General features: G+C 78.0%; 17 protein-coding genes and 1 pseudogene. 8 read left to right on the top strand and 10 right to left on the bottom strand.

Translation table 11 applies throughout. From position 1 onward, the window contains the following. Nucleotides 1–152: 152 nt before the first annotated feature. The 5 genes and pseudogenes from IPO09_21395 to queD all read right to left on the bottom strand — a co-directional run bounded on the left by IPO09_21395 (nucleotide 153) and on the right by queD (nucleotide 10,170). On the bottom strand, nucleotides 153–1,076 hold the full coding sequence (locus IPO09_21395) for a class I fructose-bisphosphate aldolase (GenBank protein MBK9519828.1): 924 nt from the start codon (nucleotides 1,074–1,076) through the stop codon (nucleotides 153–155). A gap of 196 nt (nucleotides 1,077–1,272) precedes the next feature. Next, nucleotides 1,273–5,152, bottom strand: a pseudogene (locus tag IPO09_21400) (UvrD-helicase domain-containing protein). Then, nucleotides 5,149–8,244 carry a PD-(D/E)XK nuclease family protein gene (locus tag IPO09_21405; protein ID MBK9519829.1) on the bottom strand — a complete coding sequence of 1,032 codons (3,096 nt, stop codon included), beginning with the start codon at nucleotides 8,242–8,244 and terminating at the stop codon, nucleotides 5,149–5,151. Before IPO09_21405 ends, IPO09_21400 begins: the two are co-directional and overlap by 4 nt. A gap of 844 nt (nucleotides 8,245–9,088) precedes the next feature. Next, nucleotides 9,089–9,511, bottom strand: coding sequence for a hemerythrin family protein (locus IPO09_21410; protein MBK9519830.1), 423 nt, complete (start codon nucleotides 9,509–9,511; stop codon nucleotides 9,089–9,091). Nucleotides 9,512–9,777: 266 nt separating this feature from the next. After that, nucleotides 9,778–10,170, bottom strand: a complete 393-nt coding sequence (gene queD, locus IPO09_21415; GenBank protein MBK9519831.1) for a 6-carboxytetrahydropterin synthase QueD — start codon at nucleotides 10,168–10,170, stop codon at nucleotides 9,778–9,780. 86 nt (nucleotides 10,171–10,256) lie between these two features. On the opposite strand from queD, the gene IPO09_21420 reads away from it, so the two are divergent. Both IPO09_21420 and IPO09_21425 read left to right on the top strand, forming a co-directional pair. Further along, entirely contained in the window at nucleotides 10,257–10,961 is a 705-nt protein-coding gene (locus tag IPO09_21420) for a methyltransferase domain-containing protein (GenBank protein MBK9519832.1), read from the top strand. Nucleotides 10,962–11,072: 111 nt separating this feature from the next. Next, nucleotides 11,073–11,654 (top strand): PH domain-containing protein, encoded by a 582-nt coding sequence (locus IPO09_21425; GenBank protein MBK9519833.1) that lies wholly within the window; start codon nucleotides 11,073–11,075, stop codon nucleotides 11,652–11,654. Between the two features lie 49 nt (nucleotides 11,655–11,703). Here the strand turns inward: IPO09_21425 and IPO09_21430 are convergent, their stop codons facing one another. After that, nucleotides 11,704–12,327 carry a thiamine phosphate synthase gene (locus IPO09_21430; protein MBK9519834.1) on the bottom strand — a complete coding sequence of 208 codons (624 nt, stop codon included), beginning with the start codon at nucleotides 12,325–12,327 and terminating at the stop codon, nucleotides 11,704–11,706. Between the two features lie 38 nt (nucleotides 12,328–12,365). Between IPO09_21430 and IPO09_21435 the strand changes: the two genes are divergently transcribed. Beyond that, nucleotides 12,366–13,169, top strand: a complete 804-nt coding sequence (locus tag IPO09_21435) for a hypothetical protein (GenBank protein MBK9519835.1) — start codon at nucleotides 12,366–12,368, stop codon at nucleotides 13,167–13,169. A gap of 34 nt (nucleotides 13,170–13,203) precedes the next feature. On the opposite strand, the gene IPO09_21440 is transcribed toward IPO09_21435, so the two are convergent. From IPO09_21440 to IPO09_21455, 4 genes are all read right to left on the bottom strand, one after another. Continuing rightward, entirely contained in the window at nucleotides 13,204–13,977 is a 774-nt protein-coding gene (locus IPO09_21440) for a thiazole synthase (protein MBK9519836.1), read from the bottom strand. Nucleotides 13,978–13,979: 2 nt separating this feature from the next. Then, complete coding sequence (gene thiS, locus IPO09_21445) at nucleotides 13,980–14,186, bottom strand: sulfur carrier protein ThiS (protein ID MBK9519837.1); 207 nt, start codon at nucleotides 14,184–14,186, stop codon at nucleotides 13,980–13,982. Between the two features lie 1,020 nt (nucleotides 14,187–15,206). Beyond that, on the bottom strand, nucleotides 15,207–15,464 hold the full coding sequence (locus IPO09_21450) for a hypothetical protein (protein MBK9519838.1): 258 nt from the start codon (nucleotides 15,462–15,464) through the stop codon (nucleotides 15,207–15,209). A 363-nt stretch (nucleotides 15,465–15,827) separates the two neighbouring features. Then, complete coding sequence (locus IPO09_21455; protein MBK9519839.1) at nucleotides 15,828–18,569, bottom strand: response regulator; 2,742 nt, start codon at nucleotides 18,567–18,569, stop codon at nucleotides 15,828–15,830. Between the two features lie 124 nt (nucleotides 18,570–18,693). On the opposite strand from IPO09_21455, the gene IPO09_21460 reads away from it, so the two are divergent. From IPO09_21460 to IPO09_21480, 5 genes are all read left to right on the top strand, one after another. Next, nucleotides 18,694–19,665: a hypothetical protein gene (locus tag IPO09_21460; GenBank protein ID MBK9519840.1), complete on the top strand. Its 972-nt coding sequence runs from the start codon at nucleotides 18,694–18,696 to the stop codon at nucleotides 19,663–19,665. Then, entirely contained in the window at nucleotides 19,662–20,282 is a 621-nt protein-coding gene (locus IPO09_21465) for a hypothetical protein (GenBank protein ID MBK9519841.1), read from the top strand. Before IPO09_21460 ends, IPO09_21465 begins: the two co-directional genes overlap by 4 nt. Continuing rightward, on the top strand, nucleotides 20,279–21,421 hold the full coding sequence (locus IPO09_21470; GenBank protein ID MBK9519842.1) for a hypothetical protein: 1,143 nt from the start codon (nucleotides 20,279–20,281) through the stop codon (nucleotides 21,419–21,421). Before IPO09_21465 ends, IPO09_21470 begins: the two co-directional genes overlap by 4 nt. Nucleotides 21,422–21,501: 80 nt before the next feature. Then, the gene (locus IPO09_21475; protein ID MBK9519843.1) at nucleotides 21,502–22,194 is read left to right on the top strand and encodes a hypothetical protein; all 693 of its coding nucleotides are present in this window, start codon (nucleotides 21,502–21,504) and stop codon (nucleotides 22,192–22,194) included. Nucleotides 22,195–22,202: 8 nt separating this feature from the next. Continuing rightward, a complete protein-coding gene (locus IPO09_21480) occupies nucleotides 22,203–23,183 on the top strand; it encodes a MoxR family ATPase (protein MBK9519844.1) in 981 nt (326 codons plus the stop codon). The last annotated feature ends 67 nt before the right edge of the window (nucleotides 23,184–23,250 follow it).

Here is a 23,250-nt window from a genome sequence, read left to right on the forward strand (position 1 = left end):
TCTCGTTTGGGCACTTTCCGTGCAGGGAAAAGAGCGGCCGCACCCCCTTGGGAACGGTTCCGCCCGGCGCCCGCAGGCGCCCGAGACGAGGACGGCGCCCCCCGCCTTCGGGGAGCGCCGCCGGACGCGGGCCCGAGGGGCCGTCGACCCTTCTAGGCCGAGTAGATCTTCATCACGTCGGCCAGCAGCTTGAGCGCCTCGGCCTTGGGGCGCTGGAAGGCGTTGCGGCCCATGATGGAGCCGAAGGCGCCGCCCTCGGCGATGCCCTTCACCTCCGCCAGCACCTCCTCGGAGCCCTTGGCCTCGCCGCCGGAGAAGATGACGATGCGCTTGCCGCCGAAGGCGGCCTGCACCACGTGGCGCACCCGCTCGGGCAGGGTCTTCACCGGGATCTGCAGCTTCTCGTAGACCTTCTTGGCCTCGGGGTGCTCCAGGAACTCCTTGGGCGGCTTGACCTTGATGACGTGCGAGCCCATCTGCGCCGCGATCTGGGCGGCGTAGGCGGCGATGTCCACCGCGGTCTCGCCGTCCTTGGAGACGCCGCTGCCGCGCGGGTAGCTCCAGGTCACCACCACCAGGCCGGCCGCCTTGGCCTCCTCGGTGATGACGCGCAGGTTCTCCAGCTGCTCGTTGCGGGCGTCGGAGCCCGGGTAGATCGTGTAGCCGACGGCCGCGCAGCCCAGCCGCACCGCCTCCTTCACCGAGCTGGTCACGGCCGAGTTGGGCGCGCCGCCGGTCTTGGAGAGCGAGTCGGAGTTGTTGACCTTGAGGATGAGCGGGATCTGGCCGGCGTACTTGTGGGCCACCGCCTCGATGAAGCCGAGCGGGGCCGCGTAGGCGTTGCAGCCGGCGTCGATGGCCAGGTTGACGTGGTACTCGGGGTCGTAGCCGGCCGGGTTGGGCGCGAAGGAGCGGGCCGGGCCGTGCTCGAAGCCCTGGTCGACCGGGAGGATGACGAGCTTGCCGGTGCCGGCCAGCGTGCCGGTCATGAGCAGGCGGTAGAGGTTGGCGCGGGTGCCGGCGTTGTCGGACTCGTACCAGGACAGGATTTCCTTCACTCGCGGTGTGATAGCCATCGTCGGTTCTCCAGGCTTGGGTTGGTCGCGGGGGGCGCACGCCGTGCTGGGGCGCCGAGGTGGCCGCATCTTCCGGGAGAGGGGGCGCGGAATGCAAGCACCGATCGCCCCATCCAGGAGGGCCGTGTCCGCTCGCGGACGGTCCGGGGCCGCGCCACGGGAACCGGGGAGGGGCGCGGCGCCCGGCCGCAGCCTCCTATCCGCCCCCGCGCGGCGGCGGGTAGCAGCGGACCACGAAGCCGCACCCCTCGGCGCGGCAACGCGCCTCCGTGCGTCCCAGCGCCGCGGGCGGCTGGTCACCCGCATCGCGGGCCGCCCCGGCGGCCAGGCGCGGAGCCTCCTCGACGAAGGCGGCCAGGGCCTCGGCCGACGGCGTGACGTCCACGGCGCGCAGGTCGCCGCGCAGGAACTGGAGGCGGGCCTCCACCGGCGCGCCGCCTTGGCTGCGCGAGGCGGCGGCCGCGTAGGCGAGGAGCTGCAGGCGATAGCGCTCGGCCGACCCGGGGCGCGCCATGGCGTACTTGAAGTCGATGACCAGCAGCCGCCCACCGCGCCGGGCCGGCAGCACCAGGGCGTCGAGCGCGCCGTCCAGGTAGCAGGCCGGCTGACCGGGTGGGCCGTCGAGCCGCAGCAGGAACGGCACCTCGCGGCGGAGGCGGCCGGCAGCGGCGGCCCCGGCCAGGGCGCGGCCGGCAGGGGACTCGGCGAAGCGGCCCACCTCGCGCAGGATCTTTCCCACGCCGGCGCCGTCGGGGTCATAGCCCCGCCGCACCGCCACCGCCGCCAGCTGGGCGCGCCGCTCCAGCGGCGGCGCGGCCAGGTCGGCCTCGGCCAGCATGGCGTGGGCCAGCGTGCCGCGGGCGGTGGCGCGCGCCGGGTCGTCGTCCAGCGACCCGCCGTGCTCGCCCCGCGGCTCCGGGAGGCCCAGCCCGCGGGTGAAGTGGTGGCGGCGCGGGCAGCGGGCGTACTCCGCGAGGTCGGTGACGGCCAGGCGGACCGCCGGCAGGGGCGCAGGCGAGGCGAGGCGAGGGGCGGAGATGGGGGTCGGGGTCGGGGTCGGGGTCGGGGTCGGGGTCGGGGTCGGGGTCGGGGTCGAGGTCGAGGTCGAGGTCGGGGTCGGGGTCGGGGTCGAGGGAGGTCGGGGTCCGGGTCGAGGTCGAGGTCGGGGTCGGGGTCGGGGTCGAGGTCGAGGTCGCCCTCCCCGCCTCGGCGATCGGGATGCGCCGCACCAGCTCGGGCCTGGCCGCGGCGGCGGCCTCGACGAGCCCACGCCAGGAGTCGGCGCTGGCGGCGCCCTCGCCGGAGAGGACCAGGAGATCCCGCGCCCGCGTCAGCGCCACGTAGAGGAGGCGGCGCGACTCGGCGGAGGCGGCGCGGCGGTCCTCGGTCCGGGCGGCGTCGAGCGAGCTGGTGGCACGGAAGGCCTCGGCCGCCGGGTCGTACCAGGCGGCGCAGAGCCTTCCGGCGGCGTCGAGGGTGGCCCGGTCGCCGTCCTGGCGGGCCCGGGCCGCCAGGTCGGGCACGAACACCACCGGCCACTCCAGTCCCTTGGCCTGGTGGATGGTCAGGATGGAGATGGCGTCCCCGCCGTCGAGGTCGGCCTCCGGCTCGCGCGGCGCCTGGCCCGCCAGCGTCCGCCAGCGGGCGGCCAGCTCCGGGCCGCTGCCCCCGGCGTCGCTGAAGCGGCGGGCCAGCGAGAGCGCCTTGTCGAGGTTGCGCTTGCGCCGCTCCCCGTCCGGCGCGGCCAGCAGCGCCGCCTCGAGATCGAGCTCGTCGGCCGCGCGACGCAGCAGCTCGTCGGGGCGGACCCGGTCGCGCACGCCGTGGAGCCGCCGCCAGGCCGCGAGGAAGCGGAGCAGCCGCTCGGCCTCGTCCTCGGGGAGCAGGAGCGTGCCGGCGCCCGGCCCGGGGTGGAAGAGCTCGGCGCCGGTGAGCCGGGGCAGCCGGGCCACCCCGTAGGCGGCCAGCTGGAGCAAGGCGCCGTCGCCCACGGCGCACAGGGGCGAGCGGAGCAGCGCGGCCCAGGCCACCTCGTCGGCGGGGTCGAACAGGCTGGCCAGCAGCTCGGCCAGGTCCCGCACCTCCGGCGCCTGGTAGAAGCCGCCGCCCCGGGCCACCCGCACCGGGAGCCCGGCGGCCCGCAGCGCCCGCTCGTAGGGCCCCAGGGCGGTGAGGCGTCGGAAGAGCAGCGCCACGTCACCGCAGCGGGGGCGGCGGGGTCGCTCCACGCCGTCCGGCCCCTTCTCCAGCACCTCCACGCCCGCCTCGCCCGAGACCAGCGCCTGGATGCGCGCCGCCAGCGCCGCCGCCTCCCGCCCGCGGCGGAGCTCGGCGCTCCCCTTCTCTCCGTCGAGCAGGAGCTCGGTGGCCACGGCGGGGCCGCCTGGCCGACGCGCCACCAGCCGGTCGGCCGGGTCGAAGCGCAGCTCGTAGGGGCGCGCCGCCTGGCCGGGTGGCGGCTGCAGCGCCACCGCCGAGACCTGGTTCACCAGCTCCAGGATGGCCGCGCCGGAGCGGTGATTCTCGGCGAGGTGGAGGACGCGGCCCGAAAGTGACGTCGCGGTCGCGGTCGGGGTCGCGGTCGGGGTCGGGGTCGGGGTCGCGGTCGCGGTCGCGGTCGCGGTCGGGGTCGCGGTCGCGGTCGGGGTCGGGGTCGGGTTCGCGGTCGGGGTCGGGGCCGGGGTCGCCTCCCCGCCGAGCCGCCCGATCACCCCCGCGAACACGCCCACGTCGGCGCCGCGGAACCGGTAGATCGACTGCTTCAGGTCCCCCACCGCCACCAGGAGCGGCCGGGGCGCGTCGACCCCGCCACGCGGACCGGCCAGGAGGTCGAAGAGCGCCTGCTGCACGCCGTTCACGTCCTGGTACTCGTCCACCAGCAGCGCGCCGAAGCGGGCCCGGAGCTCGGCGCGCAGCGGCGCGTCGCGTGCCAGGAGATCCCGGGCCTCGAGCAGCAGGTCGTCGAAGTCGAGCGCGCCTCCCGCCCGCTTGGCCGCCCGGTAGCGCGCCTCGGCCTCGCCGACCAGCGCCGCCAGGCCGGCCCGCTGCGCCCCGCCGAGCGCCTCGGCGGCGGCCTGCTCCAGCGCCGCGCCCAGCGCCACCACCTCGTCCCGGCCTGCGCGCAGGTGCTCCTCTCCCTTGCCGGTCCGCTTCCCCTTCACCGCCGCGGCCAGGCCGGCCAGGGCGGCCAGCGCCTCCGCCGTCACCGGGCCGCGCAGCGCCGCCGGGTCGAGCACCTCGAGGGCGCGCCCCAGCCCCTCCACCAGCTCGCGGGCGCCGGCGGTGCGCGCGTCGCTGCGGGCGGCCAGCAGGCCGCGGGCGGCCTCGAGCAGCCGCTGGCGGAGCGCCTCGTCGGCGCCGGGCGGGGCCTCGGCCGGGGCGATTGGACCGCGATCGCCGCGGGTCGAGCGGGCGCGCACCAGCCCGGCCACCAGGGTGGTGAGGCCGCCGCGCGGGCCGTCGGCCGAGAGGCCCGCCGCCAGCTGGCGCACCGCCGGCTGGCCGGCGTCCAGCGCCGCCACCACCGCCCCGCGGGCCGCCTCGGCCAGCAGCGCCTGGGCCTGAGACTCCTCCAGCACCGTGAACTCGGGGTCGAGCCCCGCCTCCACCGCCTGCTCCCGCAGGAGGCGGCCACAGAAGCCGTGGATGGTGCCCACCGCCATCCGGTCCAGCGCGCGCAGCCGCTCGGCCCACGCCGCCGCCTCGGCCTGGCGGGCGCTCCTGGCGGTGCGGGCCAGGGCCGCGGCCTCGCCTCCGGCGACGACCCGGTCCGCCGCCTCCAGCCCCGCGCCCTCCACCGCCTGCGCCGCCTGCGCTGCCCGCTGCGACACCGCCGCCCGCAGCCGCTCGGCCAGCTCCTCGGCCGCCTTCTCGGTGAAGGTGATGGCGGCGAGGCGGGCCGGCTCGACGGGCACCCCGGTGGCCTGGCCGGAGAGCAGCCGCACGCACAGCTCCACCAGCGCGGTGGTCTTGCCCGCGCCGGCGCCCGCCGACACCGCCGTGTCGACCCGCAGGTCGAAGAGGGCCAGCGCGGCCTCCGACCAGGTGATGCGTGGGCGGGCGTCCGGGGTGGTCATGCGCCGGCCTCCTCGCCCTCGCCCAGCTCGGCGGCGCCCTCGAACCGGCAGACCGCACCGAAGGGGCAGCCCTCGCAGTCGCGGCTGACGATGGGCAGGTCGCCCGTCCGCACCCGCCCCACCGCGCCCACCACCGCGGCCGCCAGCGCCGCCGCGTCCGGGGCGCCGGCCACCGGGTCGAGCCGCGCCGCGCTCTTGAGCAGCTGGTAGGTGGCCGAGGGCGCCCGGCCCGGCAGCTCGCGCTGCGCTGCCAGCAGGTAGAGCGGCACCTGGAAGGAGGTGACGCCGTGGGCCTCGGGCTCCAGCAGCGGGGCGTACCGCTCGGCCCGCCGCGCGTTCTTGTAGTCCACCACCAGCAGCCGGTCCGGCGAGGCGTCCACCCGGTCGATGCGACCGCGCACCCGCACCGTCTCGCCGCCCGCGCCGAGGGACAGGGCCGGGTGCGGCGTGCCGTCCCCGCCGAAGGCGAACTCGAGCAAGGTCGGCGTCAGCCCATCGGCCGCCGCCGCCTCGGCCGCCACGATCCGGTCGAGGCGCGCCAGCACCGCGGCGCGGCCGGCCGCCCAGACGGCCGGGTCGCCGGTCCGCCCCTCCCGCTCGAACCGGTCGCAGGTGGCCTCGGCCACCCGGCGCGCCTCGGCCAGGTCGGCCGCGCCGCCGTCCGGGGGCCAGGCGCGGCGCGCCACCCGGTCCGCCACCCACCGCTCCAGCACGGCGTGCAGCAGGCGCCCCTCGTCACGGCCGTCGATGTCGAGGCCGGCGGCCTCGGGGTCCTCCAGGCCGGCGCCGAGGGTGAGCAGGAGCCGGAAGGGGCAGCGGGCGAAGGCCTCCAGCAGGGTCGGGGACCACTCGGCCGGCAGGCGGGCCGCCAGGGCCCTGAGCCCGGCGCCCTCCACCTGCCCGGCGAAGGGCGCGGCCCGGCGCGCCAGCACGGCCTCGCGGCGGGCGTACTCGACGCCGCCGCGCGCCACCGCCGCGGCGGCGCGGGCCGCCAGCGCGGGCGGCAGGAGGGCCAGGGCCTGGGTGAAGGTGGCTCCGGCCAGCCTGGCCACCGCCGCCAGCGCCTCGCCAGGCGTGCGCGCCGCCGCCAGCGAGGGGGCCGGCGGCGCCCCGGGCAGCGCCACCCCCACCGCCGCCAGCGCCTCGGCCGCCAGCGGCGCGGGCGGGCCGCCGCCGGCCGGCCCGGCCCCTGCCCAGCCGAGCGCCACCACCTCGCGCCCGGCCGCCACGGCGCAGGCGGCGCGGTGCAGCGCGTCGGCTCGCCGGACGCCCGCGGTGGCCAGCGCCGCGCGCCCCAGCAGGTCGTTGACGGCCTGGCGCTCCGCCTCGCGCAGCAGCGGCTCGGGCGGCGGCGCGGCCGGGAAGGCGCCGCGAACGCACCCCAGCACCACCGCCACCCGCGCGCTCCGGCCCGGCGCCTCCTCCAGCGCCCACAGCTCCGCGGCGCCGGCCACCGGCTCGCCGCGCGCGGGCAGCGCCGCCCGCTCCACCGCCAGCGCCAGCAGCGCACCCCACTCGCCCGCCGCCAGCGGCTCGGCGCCGCGTCCGACCAGGGTGAGCGCCCGGGCCAGCTCCTCGGCCGCCTGCTCCAGGCGGGCGAGGGCGGCGAGGTCGCGCGCCGCCAGCCCTGGCTCGGCCCGCCCGGCCCGCCGGCGCAGGCCGGAGGCCTCGAGGAAGGCCGAGAGCCTGGAGGCCTGGGCGCCCGGCGTGCGGGCCCCGCCCAGCGGGCGCACCGCCGCCGCCAGCGCCGCCAGCCCGTCGGCGGCGCGCAGCAGGGCGGCGCGCTCGCCGGCCGCGGCCTGGGCGGTGAGCCGGGCGGCCCGGGCGCGCAGCGCGGCCTCCGGGGCGGCGCGGCCGGCCAGCGCCCCGGCGCGATCGAGGAGCCGGCCGAGGCCGGGCCGGAGGCCGTCGACGCCGAGGTAGCTCGAGCCGGCCAGCCGCTCGGCCAGGCGGCGGTCGAGGCCGTCGGCCGCGGCGGCCAGCGCGTCCAGCACCAGCCGCACCGGCGGCAGGTCGGTGAGCGGCGCGCCCCGGCCGGTGGCGAGGGGGATCCCCTCGGCGGCGAAGGCGCGCGCCAGCCGCTCGGCGGCGAGGGCCGGCGCCGGGTGGAACACCACCACCTCGGCGGGGTCGAGCCCGGCCGACAGCAGCCGCCCCACGGCGCGCGCCGCCTCGACGGCCTCGCCCTCCTCGCCCTCGCCGCGCAGGGCCAGCACCAGCCCCTCCCCACCCGGCCCGGCCGCGGCGAGCGCGGGCGGCGCCTCCTGGCCGGACACGCCGCCAGGCGGCGCGGCGGCCCCCGCCTCGGCCGGGCGGCGCACCCCCGGCCCGCCGCCGAACGCGGCCAGCAGCGCCCGCGGCCGCTCGGCCCGGGATGGATCCTCCAGGTGGTCGAGCACCACCTCCAGCTCGCGCCGCGCGGCCAGGGCGTGGTGCCCCTCGATCCGCCGGAGGGTCGGCTCGACCGCGCCCGAGAGCTCGGGCCGCTCCGGGATGGACGGGACGTGGAAGCGGGTGCGCGCCGAGCGCGCCACCAGCGCCTCCACCAGGGCCCACTCACCGCGGGTGAAGCTGGAGAAGCCGTCGAGCACCAGCAGGTCGAGCGAGGCGGCGTCCAGGATGGGCACCCGGCGCCGCAGCACCTGGGCGGCGGTGGCCAGCGCGGCCGGCCGGTCGAGCAGCCCGTCGCCGTCGAGGCGGGCCTGGTAGGCCTCCAGCACCGCCGCCAGGGCCGTGAGCCGCGCCGCCGGCGCCCCGGCGAGCGCGCCGGCCGCCAGCCGGGCCTGCTCGGCCTGGACCTCGCCCGCCCGGAGCTCGGCCACCGCCCGGGCCAGGGCGCCGGCCAGGCCGCTGCCCGGCGCCAGCCCGGCGTAGGCGCCGCCCGCCGCCCGGCCGGCCGCCAGCACCAGGAGCCGCTCCGCCAGCGGCGGCAGCACCGGCCGGCGTTCGCCCCCCGCCGCCAGCACCGCGGCGGCCAGCCCGTCCAGCGTCAGCACCTGCGGCCCGAACAGCAGCCCCCCCTGCGCGTCGCAGAGGCGGCGCGCCACCCGGCTCGCCTGGAGCTGGGAGGGGACGAGGACGAGGGTGGGCACGGGGGTGGGAGGATAGGCGGTGGGGCTGACGCTGGGGCAGGTCCAGCCCCCGGGCTCGGGTCCGTCACCCTGGTTTAAGGAGGGGGGGGCGGGGGGGGGGGGGGGGGGGGGGGCGGGGGGTGGGGGGGGGGGGGGGGGGGGGGGGGGGGGGGGGAGTGGGTGGGCCGCGGCGCTCGGGGGGGGGGGGTGCGGCCCCCGGCCTCACCCTCCGCGCGCCCGCCGCGCCGCCTGCTGCCTTCGCCGGCGCCGGCCTGGCGCTGATCCTGCGGGTGGGCCGGTGGGTGGGGGGTCGCCACCACGCGAGGGAGCTGGACGGGCTCTCCGGATGCTCATCACCTCGCTGGAGCAGTCGCCGCCTCTTGGGCCCGGTCGGCCCTCCGTCCCCTCTAAAGGGCGAGAGGGTGGGGGCGCGTCGGTCGGCCGTCGGGGCGACTACGCCACACCCGGGGCGACCAGCTCAGAGGCCATCCCTACGAGCCGGCCATCGCCGAGTACCGCAGGCGCGGTGGCGGGTGGGGGGGGGGCCGGGGGGGGTGGCGCGCGCGGGGGGGGGGGGGGGGGGCCAGCCGGGGTGACGGGGGGGGGGGGGGCGGGGGGGCGCTCCTGGGCGGGCCCGCCTGGAGCGGCTCCCCGCGCGGCCCGGGCGGCGCCTGCCGCGCCGCGCGCCTGGCGGGCGCGGGACGGGGTGGGGGCTGCGGCCTCTGGCGAGGCATGGAGCCTGGCCGCCTGTCCACGGTGGCGGTGGAGGGCCACCGGCTGGGGGGCCCGGCTCCCTGCGGGGGCGGGGGGGGGCCGCGCCCGCCGCCGCGCCGGGCGGCGCAGGCGCAGGCGCAGGCGCAGGCGCCTAGAGCATGGCCTCCTTGGCCCCGGCGGCCCGCAGGAACTTGGCGAGGGCCGTGTCGGTGGCGCCGATGTGGTCGCGCAGCCACTGGCAGACGAAGCGGTTCAGCGTGATGGAGACGTTGGCGGTGGGGCCGCTCTTGTCGAACTCGGCCTTCAGCTTGAGGAAGGCGTCCACGAAGCCGGTGTGCTGCAGCTTGTGCTGGGCGGCCTCCGGGTACTTGTACTGCGCCATCAGCTTCTCCTCGGCGGCGAAGTGCTCGACGGTGTAGGTGCCGAGGAAGCCGAGCATCCGGCCGAGCTCCTCCTTCCCCTGGTTCTTGAGCAGCGCCTCGAGCAGCCCGTTCACCTTCCGGAAGAGCTCCTGGTGCTGCTCGTCGATGATCTTCACGCCCACTGCCAGGCTCTTGTCCCACACCAGCGCCATGTCAGCTCCATCGAGGTCGGGGGCCGCTCCCGGGGGTCGGTCGCTCGGCGCCCGCGTCGTCGCACGCAGGGTGCAACCAGGGATCCAGCCCCGGAGGCGGCCGGACCACGGCCTGACTGGCGGCGTTTTGCCCCGGGTTTCCGCGCCCTGCCCGGAATGGGGCCGGCGCCCGGCCCGGCAACGGCGGGCGGGTGGACCGACACCCGGGTCGGCCTGGCAGCGGGTGACGACCCGCCGCGCCGTGGCCCGGGACCTGCGACCCCCTCCTACTCCTCGCGGTACACGGCCAGGGAGCCCTCGTTCTCCCAGACCTCGACCTTGGAGACGGTGACCCGGCCGTGCTCCGCCGCCGCCAGCCGCGCGGCGGCCTCGCCGTAGAAGAACTTGGCGAGCAGCTCCGCGGTGGTGTTGAGCTGGTCGAAGGGCGGGATCTCGTTGACGTTCTGGTGGTCGAAGCGCGTGCCGATCTCCGCCACCATCCGCTGCAGGTCGGCGAAGTCGATCACCATCCCGATGCGGTTGAGCTCGGAGGCGCGGACGTGGACCCGGACCCGCCAGTTGTGGCCGTGCAGCCGCTCGCACTTGCCACCGTGGAAGCGGATCTGGTGCGCGGCGCTGAAGAGGAAGTCCTTGCTGATCTCGAAGACGGGGACGCCCATGGCGGGCGCTTCTATAGCAGCCCGCCGCGTCGGGCGCACCCCCGCGGGGCGCGAACCCGGCGGCCCGGCCCCTGGCTCAGAGTGGCATGGCACACGGGCACGAGGGCAGCGGCGGCGGCGGGCACCAGCACGGGGCAGGGCACGGCCACCACCACGGCGGCGCCGGGGCGGGCCCGGGTGAGCCGGGCGGCGCGGCGGACGCCCCCCGGGACCAGCATGGCAACCCGCTCGACCTGGCCGCCTACCTGGCCAAGCTGGAGTCGCCGGAGCGGGCCGCCTGGCAGCGGCCGGACGAGGTGGTCGCCGCGCTGGGGCTGCGGGCCGGCGCGGTGGCGGCCGACGTGGGCGCCGGCCCCGGCTACTTCACCCTGCGCCTGGCCCGGGCGGTCGGGCCGAGCGGCCTGGTCTTCGGCCTCGACGTGGACGCCCGCCTGTCGGCGCTGCTGGCGCGCCGGGCCGCCGAGGCCGGCCTGGCCAACGTCGTGCCGGTGCTCTCGCCCGACGGCGACGGCCTGCCGCCCCGCCCCTGCGACCTCATCCTCCTGGTGAACGCCTTCCACCACTTCCCCGACGGCCCCGGCACCCTGACCCGGCTGGCCGGGGCGCTGGCGCCGGGTGGCCGGCTGGCGCTGGTGGACTTCCACGAGGGGGACCTGCCGGTGGGCCCGCCCCCCGCCCACCGGGTGACGCGCGCCCAGATCGATCGGGCGGTCGCGACCGCCGGGCTGGTGCTGGCGCAGGAGCTCACCCTGCTGCCCTACCAGCACTTCCTGCTGCTCGAGCGGCGCTGAGCCCCACCCCGGCCGGCCGGCCGGCGCCGCACCGACGCAGCGCCTTCGGGACTCCTGGCGAGGCCCGAAGGCGCTTGCCTCCCCAGGCGCGGGCGGCGTAAGTCCCATCCCATGTCCCGCATCTTCATCGCCATCGGCGTCGTGCTCGTGATCATGATCAGCATCCCGGTGCTGCTGGCCTGGAGCCAGTCGCGCCGGCGCCTGCGCGTCGAGCGGCACGCGGGCGTGGCGGTGCTGCGCATGCCGCGCGGCCACTGGGCCCTGCTGGCGACGGTGGCCCTCATCCCCTTCGCCGCCATCTCCACGGCCGCCTTCCTGGCCACCTGGTCCCCCGGCAGCGAGCTGGGCGGGGTCATCCTGGGCACGCTCATGGCGGCGGTGGGCCTGGCCTTCGGCGGCTACCTGTTCCTGCTCGAGTGGCGCGGCTGCCTCCGCCTCGACGACACCGGCATCGAGAAGGTGGGGGCGCTGCGGCGCCGCTCGCTGGCCTGGTCCCAGGTGACCAAGCTCACCTTCAACCCGGTCAACAACTGGTTCTTCCTCACCGGACCGGACGGGAAGACCGTCTACTTCGTGGAGGGGCTCGACGGCATCGCCGACTTCGCCGAGGTGGCGGTGCGCCGCCTGCCGTCCCAGGTGCTGAAGGCCAGCCCGGAGGCGGCCGAGGTGCTGCGCGAGCTCGCCACCATCTGAGCGGGCGGGCGCCGGGCGCGCGCCCGGTGGCCCCCGCGCCGGCGCGCGCTCAGGTGGGGCGCGCCGCCGCCAGCAGGGCCGCCACCGCGGCGGCCGGCTCGGCCCCTGCGAGCCAGGCGCGAATGACCGCCACCCCGCTGGCCCCGGCCGCGAAGGCCAGCGCGGCGTTGCCCGGCTCCACCCCGCCCAGCGCCACCAGCGGCAGGCCCAGCCCGGCCGCGGTGCGCAGGGCCGAGAGCCCCACCGGCGCGCCGTAGGCCCGCTTGGACGGCGTGTCCCAGATGGGCGAGAAGGTGGCGAAGGTGGCGCCGCCGAGGCGGGCCCGCTCCACCTCCTTGGCCGAGTGGCAGGAGACCCCGATCAGCGCCCCTGGTCCGAGCAGTCGGCGCGCCTCCGCCGGCCCCACCCCGGCCGCCGGCAGGTGGACTCCGTCGGCTCCGGCGGCCAGCGCCACGTCGAGCCGGTCGTTCACCAGGAGTGCAGCCCCGCGCGCGCGGCAGACCGGCAGCAGCGCCCGGGCCAGGGCCAGCAGCGCGGCGCCGCCCAGGTCCTTCTCGCGCAGGTGGACCGCCACCCGCCCTGGCGGCGCCAGGGCCAGCGCCCCGGCCAGGCGCGCCGGCAGGTCCGGCGCCAGCCGGCGGTCGGTGACCAGGTGGACTTCGGGGAGGGCCATCGCTAACGTCGAGCCATCTTCCCGGAGGTCCCGTGCCCGTGTCGAGCGACCTCGATCGCTTCCTCGAGTTCTTCGTGGGGCAGCAGGCCAGGCAGGCGCCTCGGTTCCCGGCCCTGCAGGCGGGCCAGGTGCTGGCCTACATGGGCACCTCCGGCGAGCCGGGCCGCCACGCCCAGGTCTCGGTGCACCGCCTGCGCGGCGTGGACCCCGGCCCCTCCGCCCGCGAGCTGAAGGTCCGGCTGGCCGGGCCGCTCCCGGTCGGCCCGGTGGCCGGCGAGTGCCTGGCGGTCATGCTGGCCCGGCCGGAGCGGTACCAGGGCTACCAGGTGAAGACCCGGCCGCTGCTCCCGGGCGACCCCGCCCCACCCTTCCTGGACGAGCGCGACCTGCTCACCGTGCAGGGCAGCCAGATCTTCACCGTCCACCACAGCCCCTCCACCCTCAAGTTCTTCGAGCAGGTGCCGTTCGACGAGGTGCGCGACCTGGCCGGCGGGGTGCGCCACGCCCTGTGCGCCGTGGGCGTCACCGCCAACCTGTCGCCCCGCTTCGTCTTCCACCACGAGGTGCGGGACGGCCGGCTCTCGCTCTTCCACGGCGATGGGATGGCGCTCAAGACCTGGATGAACCTGCGGCGCAACCGGCTGGAGACGCGGCTGCTGCTCGACCTCGACGAGGGGCGCGGCTGGGCGCTGCGCGGCGAGGTGGAGGAGCTGGCCCAGGGCGCCCACCCGGTGGCCTGGGAGAAGGTGGCCGACGGGTTCCAGGCCGGCCGCTGGGGCCGCCCCGCCCGCTGCTTCCGGCTGGCGGTGGACTCGCTCGAGCCCATCGCCCCGGCGGGGTGAGCCGGCCGGGCGCCCGGCGCGGGCGCCGCGGCGCTCAGGTCCCGATCAGCCCGGTCAGGGGCGACGAGGCCGCGGCGTGCAGCCTCATGGGGATGCGCCCGGCCAGGAAGGCCTTGCGCCCCGCCGCCACGCCGTCGCGCATGGCCTCGGCCATCAGCACCGGCCTGGCGGCCCCGGCGATGGCGGTGTTCATGAGCACCGCCACCGCGCCCAGCTCCATGGCGATGGCCGCGTCGCTGGCGGTGCCCACGCCGGCGTCCACCAGCACCGGCACCTTGGCCGCCTCCATGATGATGCGGAGGTTGTACGGGTTGCGCAGGCCGAGCCCGGAGCCGATGGGCGCACCCAGCGGCATGATGGCGGCGCAGCCGGCGTCCTCCAGCCGCTGGGCCGTCACCGGATCGTCGTTGGTGTAGGGCAGGACCGTGAAGCCCTCCTTCACCAGCACCTTGGCCGCCTCCACCAGCCCGACCACGTCGGGGAAGAGGGTGCGCGGGTCGCCGATCACCTCCAGCTTGACCAGGTCGCCCAGGCCCAGCTCGCGCCCCAGCCGCGCCGTGCGGACGGCCTCGTCGGCCGTGAAGCAGGCGGCGGTGTTGGGCAGGAGCGTCATGTGCTTGGGGATCCACTCCAGCAGCGAGGCCTCCCCGGTGGCCTTCAGGTCCAGGCGGCGCACCGCCACCGTGACCACCTCGGCGCCCGAGGCCAGGTGGGCGTCGCGCATGGTGGCGAAGTCCGGGAACTTGCCGGTGCCCACCAGCAGGCGGCTGGTGAAGGTGTAGCTCCCGATCGACCAGGCGTCGGCCATGGCTACCCTCCCCCCACGAACGCCACGATCTCGATGGAGTCGCCCGGCCCGACCCGGTGGACCTCGTAGCGGTCCTTGGTGACCACCGCCTCGTTCACCTCGACCGCCACCCGGGCGGCCTTGACGCCCAGGTGGGCCAGGAGCCCAGCGACCGTCAGCCCGTCCGGCAGCTCGCGCTGCTCGCCGTTCAACGTGACCCGCGTTGGCATGAGGGGGCGGATTCTCGCCCCGACCCGGCCGCCCGTCAAACGGGATCGGGCGCGAGCGGTGATCAGGTGAGCCACCTGACTCACTGGCAGGGCCCATCGTCTTTCGGGGATCCATGCTGACCGCGACGGCGCCCCTGGCGCGCGCCAGCGTCGCGGCGGCCCTGGCCCTTCCGGCGTCGCGCCCGCTCCACGAGCTCCGCTCCGTAGACGCGCCGCCTCCGCGTTGTGGGCGTGGCAGAGCAGGCGAAGGTTGGCCGCCGTCGGTGGCCCTCCCCTCCCCTTCGGCTGGACGTGATCGAGCTCCACCTGCCAGGCGGAGCCACACAGGCCGCCCGACTCGAGCGGCCACTGGCAGCGCCCGCCGTCGCGGGCCCAGACCTCGCGCCGGACCCGGGCCGGGAGGGCGTCCTCCGCCACCGGGCGAGCCACGCTGAGCGGCCGGTCGGCCGCGGCCGTGCGCCGCTTCGCCTCGCGCGCCAGGAGGAGCTCCACGGCCTCCTCCAGCAGCGACTCGACCGTCGCGTCGGGCGAGGCGTGCGACCGGGCCAGGCGGACGGTCTCGAGCTTCTCGAGGAACTGTCGCGAGACCGTGAGGTGCAGGCGACGGAGGTCGGCGGCGAGGGGCTCGACGGTGGCGCGGGTCGGGGTCGGGGTCGGGGTCGGGGTCGGGATCGGGGTCGGGATCGGGATCGGGGTCGGAGTCGCGGTCGCGGTCGCGGTCGCGGTCGAGGTCGGGGTCGGGATCGGGGTCGGGGTCGCTGACGCGAACTCGGTCTGAGTCGGCGAGGCCCTGCCGGGCTGGGCCATTTCAGTTTCTGACGTCAGAAACGGCGCATGCACCTGCGCAGCCGATCCAACCGCCGTGACGACGCACCGGACTGGCACCACCTCTCTCGGCGCGATGGCCGCCACCACCTCCCGCGCCTCCCGCGCCGACTTCCCGAAGAACCTCGGCAGCACCTCCGCCTGGTTCTCCGGCGTGAGCACCTTCGCCAGCTCGGCCACGCTGGACAGGCACAGTCACCCGTCTCGGAGCGGCGCCTCCACCGCAGGGACCCGTCGGAGCAAGGCCGCCGCCTCCTTCCGCTGGAAGGCCGCGCCGGCCGAGAGCCCCAGATCGTGGTGCAGGAAGGCCCAGAGGTTGGCGTGCCCCAGCGCCGCCCAGCCGCGGCGGCAGTCGAAGTCGGCGAGGGCGAGGAGGACGTCTGCCCTGGCGTGGTGCTCGGTGCGGAGCAGGTCGGCCAGGCGGGCGGCGTCGCGGCGAGCGTCGGAGATCATGCACGGACCGTCTCATGAGATCTTCGGGCCTCGCCTGACGCACGGAGCGGCCCAAGGCGCGACGAACGCAGGCTGGGCCTCCGCACCCCTCACGCCCATCGACCGAGGCCACCATGACGGCCACGCGGGCCCTGGAGTGCGCTCCTGGCGCGGCCCTCCGCGCGGAGGCGCGACTCCGCGTAAACCAAGTCAAGAGGCGCCCCATCGGGACCGCTGGTCAACACAGAACAGGGCCCTGGAAACGCTTTCAGGTGCGCGTCGGAGCGGCGCGGCGAAGGAAGTCGCAGCTCCCCCGGCGTACGCCAGCGCCCGGTGACCGCCGGTATGGCTCGGCCCGGAGCCCAGGCCGACCCAGACGCGGGATCAGCAGGCTCCCGGCGCCACCGGCGGCGCCGGCGGCGTGGGCGGCGCGGCGGCCACCTCGGCCAGCCGCGCCAGGAGCTCGGCGCGGGTGAAGGGCTTGGCCAGCACCTCGCCGGTGGCGCTCCCCACGATCTCCTCCTGGGTGCCCGGCAGCGCCGGGTAGCCCGACATGAAGAGCACCCGGACGGCCGGGCGCCGCAGGTGCAGCGCCTCGTGCAGCTGGCGCCCGTTCATGCCCGGCATGACCACGTCGGAGAGGAGCAGGTCGATGGCGCCGGCGTGGGCGTCGGCCAGCGCCAGGGCCGCCGCGCCGTCGGGCGCGGCCAGGACGGCGTGGCCGGCCTCCCGCAGGTACCCCTCCACCAGGCGGCGCACCCCCGGCTCGTCCTCGGCCACCAGGATGGTGAGCGGCCGCAGCGGCGGCGCCGGACGCCGGGTCGGGCTGGCCAGCGGCAGCCGCTCCGCGGAGCGCGGGAAGAGGAGGCGGAAGGTGCTGCCCTGCCCCGGCGCGCTCACCACCTCGACGCTGCCGCCGTGCTGCTGCACCACGCCGAGCACCGTGGCCAGGCCCAGGCCGGTGCCGCGCCCGGGCCCCTTGGTGGTGAAGAAGGGCTCGAAGATCCGGGCCCGCACCGCCTCGGTCATGCCCTCGCCGGTGTCGGCCACCGTCAGCTCGACCAGGTCGCGCGGGGGCTGGTCGCCCAGGGCGGGCGCCTCGGCGGCCGGCACCTCGCGGGTGCCGATGGTGAGCACCCCGCCGGCCGGCATGGCGTCGCGGGCGTTGACCGCCAGGTTGAGCAGCACCTGCTGGATTTGGGCGGGGTCGGCCCGCACGGCCACCCGGCCCTCCGCCATGGCCAGCCGCACCTCCACGTCCTCGCCGATGACCCGGCGGAGCATGGCGTGCAGCGAGGCCACCTCGGCGTTCAGGTCCACCAGCCGCTCCTGCAGCACCTGGCGGCGGCTGAAGGCCAGCAGCTGGCGGGTCAGGGTGCCGGCCCGCCTGGCCGCCTCCAGGATGCCGTGCAGCTCGGGCGCGGCGGCGTGCTCCGGGCCGAGCAGGTCGAGCGCCGCCTCGGCGTCCCCCAGGATGGGCGTGAGCAGGTTGTTGAAGTCGTGGGCCACCCCGCCGGCCAGCCGCCCGATGGCCTCCAGGCGCTGCCCCTCGTCGACGCGCCGCTGCAGCGCGGCGCGCTCCTCCTCGGCCCGCCGCCGATCGCCGATGTCGCGCACCGCCACCACCAGCCTCGGCGCCCCACCCAGGGTGGCCGGCCGGATGGCCACCTCGACCCACAGGAGCGTGTCGTCGCCGCGCCGGGCGTGCCACTCGAAGCGCTGCGTCCCCTCCAGCCGGGCGCGCTCCAGCCAGCGCCGCGCCTCGGCCGTGGTGTAGGGGCCACGGCCCTCGCAGAGCGGCTCCAGCCCCCGGCGCAGCAGCTCCTGGCGCGGCAGCCGGTACATCTCCACCGCCCGCTGGTTGACGTCGAGGATGTCCCCGCTGACCGGGTCGTGCACGAAGATGGCGTCGTCCACCGAGTCCACGATGGAGCGGTAGCGCTCCTCGCTCTCGCGCAGCGCCTGCTCGCCCCGCCGGATGCGGCGCAGCACCGCCAGCAGCGCCAGGCTGAAGGTCGAGAGCGAGCCCACCAGCGCCAGCAGCACCGCCAGGAGGGTGCGATGGGTTTCCCAGGCGCCCGGCCGCGCGTTGAGCACCGTGACCTGATCCGGCAGGGTGCGGCCCGCCAGGTCCAGGCCGAGCCGCCGCGCCACCGCGTCGTCCACCGCCAGCCAGGCGGCCGCGCCGTGGTCCACCGGGACCTCGGCCGCGCCGTCCAGCAGGCGCAGCAGCAGCTCGGCGGCCCGCCGCCCCTGGGCCGCGCCGCCCAGCAGGCTGCCGCCCACGATGCCGTGCCCCAGCTGGAAGTCCCACAGCCCGTACACCGGCGCGCCGCTGCCGGCCGTGACCCGGTCGGCCACCCGCTCGTAGGCGTGGTAGGCGCCCAGCCGGTCCCGGGTGAAGGAGCCGAGCAGCAGGGCGCTGCGCCGATCCAGGCCGGCGGCCAGCGCCGTGAGCTCCGCCAGCGAGAGATCGGCCTCCACCCGCAGCGTCACCCCCGGCCCCAGGCTGGACGCGGCCGCCCGCACCTGGGCCTCCAGGGCCGCGCTGGTCTCGGTGCGGTCGAGCGCCACCACCACGCTGCGCAGCCCGGGTTGCAGGGCCCGGATCAGCGCCAGCGTGCCGGCCACGTCCACGTCCTCTACCACGCCGGTGACGCGGGGCTGGCCCTGCAGCCAGGCCGGGTCGAAGCCGTTCACGCCGGCGAAGGAGATGGGGACCCCGCCCAGCAGGTCGGCGCGGCCCGCCAGGGCCACCTCCAGCGCGGCGTTGTCGCTGACGATGACGCCGTCGAGGTGGCGCCCGGCCAGCTTCTCCGCCAGCCGCCGCAGCGCCGCCGCGCGCTCGGCGGGGTCGCCGAAGCGCTTCCGGTCCAGCGACTCCACCATGGGCTGCAGGTCCGGCCAGCGCCGCCGCAGCACCTCGAGCGCCCCGTCCGTCTGCTGATCGGTCCAGGGCAGGCCCCGGTGGTAGGACTCGAGGATCAGGATGGTGGGTGGGGTGGCCTCCGCGGCCGGCGCGGCGGGCGTCTGGGCAGCCAGCAGCGCAGCCAGCAGCGCGGCCACCAGCGCCCCCGCGGCGCGCCGGGCGCGGGCATGGTGGGGTGCGGGGCGGCCTCGGACCATCGGCCCAGCCTACCCCAGTCCGGGACCGGGTCCCGAGCTTCCCGTGGCGCCCGCAGGGGCAGCGCCGTCCGCCCAGGGCGCCCGGCCGGGAGCGCCGGCGGAGGCGGGCGGCTATGCTGCGCCGGTGGCCCCGCCCCGCGACCTCACCATCCGGCCCCTCGGCGTGGGCGCCATCATCGACCGGGCGGTGGCGCTGACCACTCGCCACTTCAAGCCGCTCTTCCTGGCCATGCTGCTGGTGCAGGCGCCCGCCTTCGCCCTGCTGCGGCTCACCTCGGCCCGCACCGGCGACCTCCTGGCCCTGCTGGCCGATCCGCAGGCCCTGGCGGCGCGCGCCGCCGGGCTGGCCGGGCTGGCCGGCCTGGTGGGCGGGGCGCTCACCGTGCTCCAGTTCCTGGCCACCGCTGCGGTCTCGGCCATCGTGGCCGGCAGCCTGGCCGGTGGGCCGCTCCCGGGCGCGCCCTCCACGGCCCGCCGCGCCGGCGCCGCCCTCGGCGCCGCCGCCTGGCAGCTGGCGGCCCTGCTGCTGGCGCCGGCGCTCGGTGCGCTGCCCGGCCTCTGGCTGGCGCTGCGCGCCAGCTCCACCACCTCCGCCCTGGTGGGCGTCGCGGGGGCGCTGGCCGGGGCCCTGGCGCTCTTCCTGGTGGTCCTGCTCCGCACCGTGCTGGCGCCCTCCGTCGCCGCGGTGGAGGGGCTGGGCGGCCTGGCGGCGCTGCGCCGCTCGGCCCGGCTCATGGCGCCCCGCCGCGGCCAGCCGCTGCTCGACCGGCCGGGGCTGCGCGCCTCGCTCCTGCTCCTCACCACCTTCGTCATCGCGCTGGCGGTGAACGCGCTGGCCAGCCTGCCGCGCCTGGCGGCCAGCCGGGTGGCCGGCGGCGGTCCGCTCGGGCTGCTGCCGGGGTCCCTGCCGGCCGGCGTCGAGCTCGGGCTGGCGCTCTTCGAGACCTGCGCCGGCGCCGCGCTGCAGCCCTTCTCGCTCTCGGCGGTGGCGGTCTTCTACTTCGAGCGGCGCGCCAGGGTGGAGGGGCTGGACGTGGCGCTCTGGGCGGCCAGCCTGGCTGGGCCGGCCGGCGCGCCGCTGCAGGTGGGGCGGTGAGCGGCGCGGCGCCGCTGGCCACCGAGGCCGACCGGCTGGCGCTGGCCGAGGTGCTGGCACGCCCGGAGTTCAGGGACCAGCGGCTGGACGGCCTGGCGCTGCGGCGCTGGCTCCTGGAGCTGTGGGACCGCCTGGTCGAGGCGCTGACCACCGCGGAGGCGGAGCGCTACGCCAGCCTGGGGCGCCTGGTCTACTTCGCCGCAGCGGCCGTGGCGCTGGCGCTGGCCTGGCGGGCGGTGCGGCGGCGGGCCCGCCGGGCGGCCGGCCCCGTGGCCCCGCGGGCGACGGCGGCCACCACCGGGACGCGACCGGCCGGGCCGACCGCCGAGGCCGCTGCCCTCGCACTGGCCCGCGGCGATCCGGCGGGCGCGGTGCGCGCCGCCTTCGCCGCGGCGGCCGCCGCGCTCGGCCGGCGCTGGCCCGGCCAGGGCGGCGAGGCGCTCACCGGCCCCGAGCTGGCGGCGCGCGCCAAGGACCAGGGCTTCTCCGGCCTGTCGGCGCTGCACGAGCGGACCGTCTTCGGCCGCCAGCCGGCGGCCGAGGCGGAGGCCCGCTCCGCGGTGGAGGTGGCCCGCCGGCTCGAGGCCGCGACGCCGGCCGCCGGGGCGCGCCGGTGAGGCGGCTGGCCCTGCTCGGCGCCGCGGTGGCGCTCGTCACGGTGGTGGCCTCCACGGCGGTGGCGCCGCGCCGCGAGCTCGACGCCGCCCGGACCCGCCTGCCCTCGGCCGGCAACCCGGGCCGTCGTGGCCTCGGGGCGGCCGCGGCCTGGCTCGAGGCGACCGGGCGACCCTTCACCGTCCGCGGCGGCGAGCCGGGCCAGGCGCCGCCCGCCGCCGGCGAGGCGCCCGGGCCGCCGCCCGCGCCGGGCTCGGCCTGGCTCCTGGTGGCGCCGCGGGTGGCGCTGCCGGCCGAGTTTGCGGCCGCCTTCCTCGACCACGCCGCCCGCGGAGGCCTGGCGCTCTGGGTGCTCGGCCCCGTCCCGCAGCCGGCGCTCGAGGCGGCCCTGCAGGTGCGCCGCGCGCCGGGTGGCGTCACCCCGGCCGGCGCCGGGCAGCCAGGCCACCCGCTGCTCGGCGGGCTCCTGCTCCGCGGCGGCGGCGAGGGCGTCCTCTCCACCCACCCCGGCGCGCGCCCCGCCGCCGGCCCGGGCGAGCCGGGGGAGGCGGTGGCCATCGCGATCGGCCGCGGCGAGGTGCTGGTCCTCGGCGGGCCGGCGCTCCTCGAGAACGACGGCCTGGGCGAGGCCGACCACCTGTCGCTCTGGGTCAGGCTGTCGGCGCGCGGACCCATCACCTTCGACGAGCGGTGGCTGCCGCCGACCGGCGTCGCCGCGCCCTCGCCGCGTCTCCCGCTGCTGGTGGCGGGCCAGGCCTCGCTGGCCTGCGCCCTCCTGCTCCTGGCGCTCGGCCTGCGGCACGGCGCGGTGCGCCCACCGCCCGCCACCGCGCGCCGCACCGCCGCCGACTACCTCGGCTCGCTGGCCGCGCTGACCCGCCGCGCCGGGGCCGAGCCGGCGCTGGCCGCGGCCTCCTGGGCCCGCCTGCGGCGCCGGCTGGAGGGGCGCCGCGGACCGCCCGCCCACCTCCCGGCGCCGGAGGCGGCCGCCCGGCTGGAGGCGCACGCGCCGGAGGCCGCCGCGGCGCTGCGGCGCGGGGAGGCGGCCTGCGCACGGCCCGGCCCGGGGCAGCTGCTGGCCGTGACGCAGGCGGCCGCCGACGTCGAGCTGGCCCTGACGGCGCCGCGCCGCAGGCCATGAGGGGCCGTGAGCGCGGGCTTTGACTCCCCGCCGCCTGGTCGCTACCGTCGCGGGAACCCGCCGTCCTCCTGGGACCCACCATGTCGCGACGCCCCCCGCTGCAGCGACTCCTCCTGCTCCTCCCAGCCGTGGCGCTCCTCTCCGGGTGCCCGTCGTTCAGCACCATGGGCACCGCCCGCACCCTGCCCAAGGGCGAGAGCCAGCTCTTCATCGCCCCGGGCGGCATGGTCCTCACGGACTTCCAGCGGGACGACACCGGCGCCTACCAGAGCTACGCCTTCCCCTCGGTGGAGTTCGGCGGCCGCTACGGCGTCACCGACCGGGTGGAGATCGGCGGCAAGCTCTGGTTCCTGGGCGCCGAGATCGACGGCAAGTTCGCCCTGGCCCGCTCGCCCGACCCCGAGCGCGGCCTGGACCTGGCCGTGGCGCCGGCGCTGAGCGTCTACCCCTTCACCTCGGGTGACCAGAGCGCCACCTACCTGTGGGTCCACCTGCCGCTGCTGATCGGCGTCAACACCGGCGGCGGCCAGCTGGTCATCGGGCCGCGGATCTCCGACATGCTCATCGCCGGCGCCGGCGACACCATCAACGCGGTCTGGGCCGGCGGCTCGCTGGGCTACGCCTGGAGGCTGGGCGACGGCTTCCGCCTCCTTCCGGAGGTCAGCGTGGCCTGGCCGGTCCACGTCACGGTGGGCTCGACCGCCGACCTCACGCTGGAGCCGAGGGGGGCGCTGGTCCAGGCCAACCTGGGCTTCCTCTTCGGCGGCGAGTGACCGGCCGCGTGGCACCCCTCGACCCGGCCGACCCGGCCGCCGCCCCCGGCCCGGCCGCCGCCGGCCTGCTCACCGCCGAGCTCGGCAAGGTGGTGGTGGGCCACGCGGTGGCCGTGGAGCAGCTGCTGGCGGCGCTGCTGGCCGGCGGCCACGTGCTGCTCGAGGGGGTGCCCGGCGTGGCCAAGACCCTGCTGGCCAAGGCGCTGGCGCGGACCCTCGACCTGCACTTCGGGCGCATCCAGTTCACCCCGGACCTGATGCCGGCCGACGTGCTGGGCACCAGCGTCTACCGGCCGCAGGCCGGCACCTTCGAGCTCAGGCGCGGCCCCATCTTCACCGACGTGCTGCTGGCCGACGAGATCAACCGCACCCCGCCCAAGACGCAGGCCGCGCTGCTGGAGGCCATGGAGGAGCGGCAGGTCACCATCGACGGCGAGCGCCTCCCGCTGGGACCCGGGTTCTTCGTGATCGCCACCCAGAACCCGGTCGAGTACGAGGGCACCTACCCGCTCCCGGAGGCCCAGACCGACCGCTTCCTCATGAAGATCCGGGTGGGCTACCCGGAGGCGGCCGAGGAGCTGGAGCTGCTGCGCCGCGCCGCCGGCGGCTTCGACGGCCACGATCTGGACGCCGCCGGGGTCCGGCCGGTGCTGTCGCGCCAGGCGCTGGCCGCGCTCCGGGCGCGGGCGCGGGCCCTGCCGGTGGCGCCGGAGCTGCTCGACTACCTGGCGCGGCTCACCCGCGGCAGCCGCCAGCTGGCCAGGGTGAGGCTGGGCGCCTCGCCGCGGGCCGGGGTGGCCCTGCTGGCCTCGGCGCGCGCCCGCGCCGCCCTGCGTGGCGCCGAGTGGCTCTCGCCCGACGACGTGAAGGCGGTGGCCGCGCCGGTGCTGCGCCACCGGCTGGTGCTCCGCCCCGAGGCCGAGCTGGAGGGCGCCACGCCCGACGAGCTGGTGGAGGAGCTGCTGGAGAGCACGCCGGCGCCGCGCTGATCCGATCCGGGTTCAGGTCCGCGACCGGGTTCGCGGTCGGGCTCCCCCTCCCGGCCGCCGGGCGTAG

This window comes from Anaeromyxobacter sp. (assembly GCA_016718565.1).
Taxonomy (GTDB): Bacteria; Myxococcota; Myxococcia; order Myxococcales; family Anaeromyxobacteraceae; genus JADKCZ01.

Coding starts and splice junctions, on each gene's coding strand:
- IPO09_21440 (MBK9519836.1), bottom strand. CDS start 13,977: ATGGCCGACGCCTGGTCGATCGGGAGCTACACCTTCACCAGCCGCCTG.
- IPO09_21395 (MBK9519828.1), bottom strand. CDS start 1,076: ATGGCTATCACACCGCGAGTGAAGGAAATCCTGTCCTGGTACGAGTCC.
- thiS (MBK9519837.1), bottom strand. CDS start 14,186: ATGCCAACGCGGGTCACGTTGAACGGCGAGCAGCGCGAGCTGCCGGAC.
- IPO09_21410 (MBK9519830.1), bottom strand. CDS start 9,511: ATGGCGCTGGTGTGGGACAAGAGCCTGGCAGTGGGCGTGAAGATCATC.
- IPO09_21455 (MBK9519839.1), bottom strand. CDS start 18,569: ATGGTCCGAGGCCGCCCCGCACCCCACCATGCCCGCGCCCGGCGCGCC.
- IPO09_21430 (MBK9519834.1), bottom strand. CDS start 12,327: ATGGCCCTCCCCGAAGTCCACCTGGTCACCGACCGCCGGCTGGCGCCG.
- IPO09_21450 (MBK9519838.1), bottom strand. CDS start 15,464: ATGATCTCCGACGCTCGCCGCGACGCCGCCCGCCTGGCCGACCTGCTC.
- IPO09_21475 (MBK9519843.1), top strand. CDS start 21,502: ATGTCGCGACGCCCCCCGCTGCAGCGACTCCTCCTGCTCCTCCCAGCC.
- queD (MBK9519831.1), bottom strand. CDS start 10,170: ATGGGCGTCCCCGTCTTCGAGATCAGCAAGGACTTCCTCTTCAGCGCC.
- IPO09_21420 (MBK9519832.1), top strand. CDS start 10,257: ATGGCACACGGGCACGAGGGCAGCGGCGGCGGCGGGCACCAGCACGGG.
- IPO09_21425 (MBK9519833.1), top strand. CDS start 11,073: ATGTCCCGCATCTTCATCGCCATCGGCGTCGTGCTCGTGATCATGATC.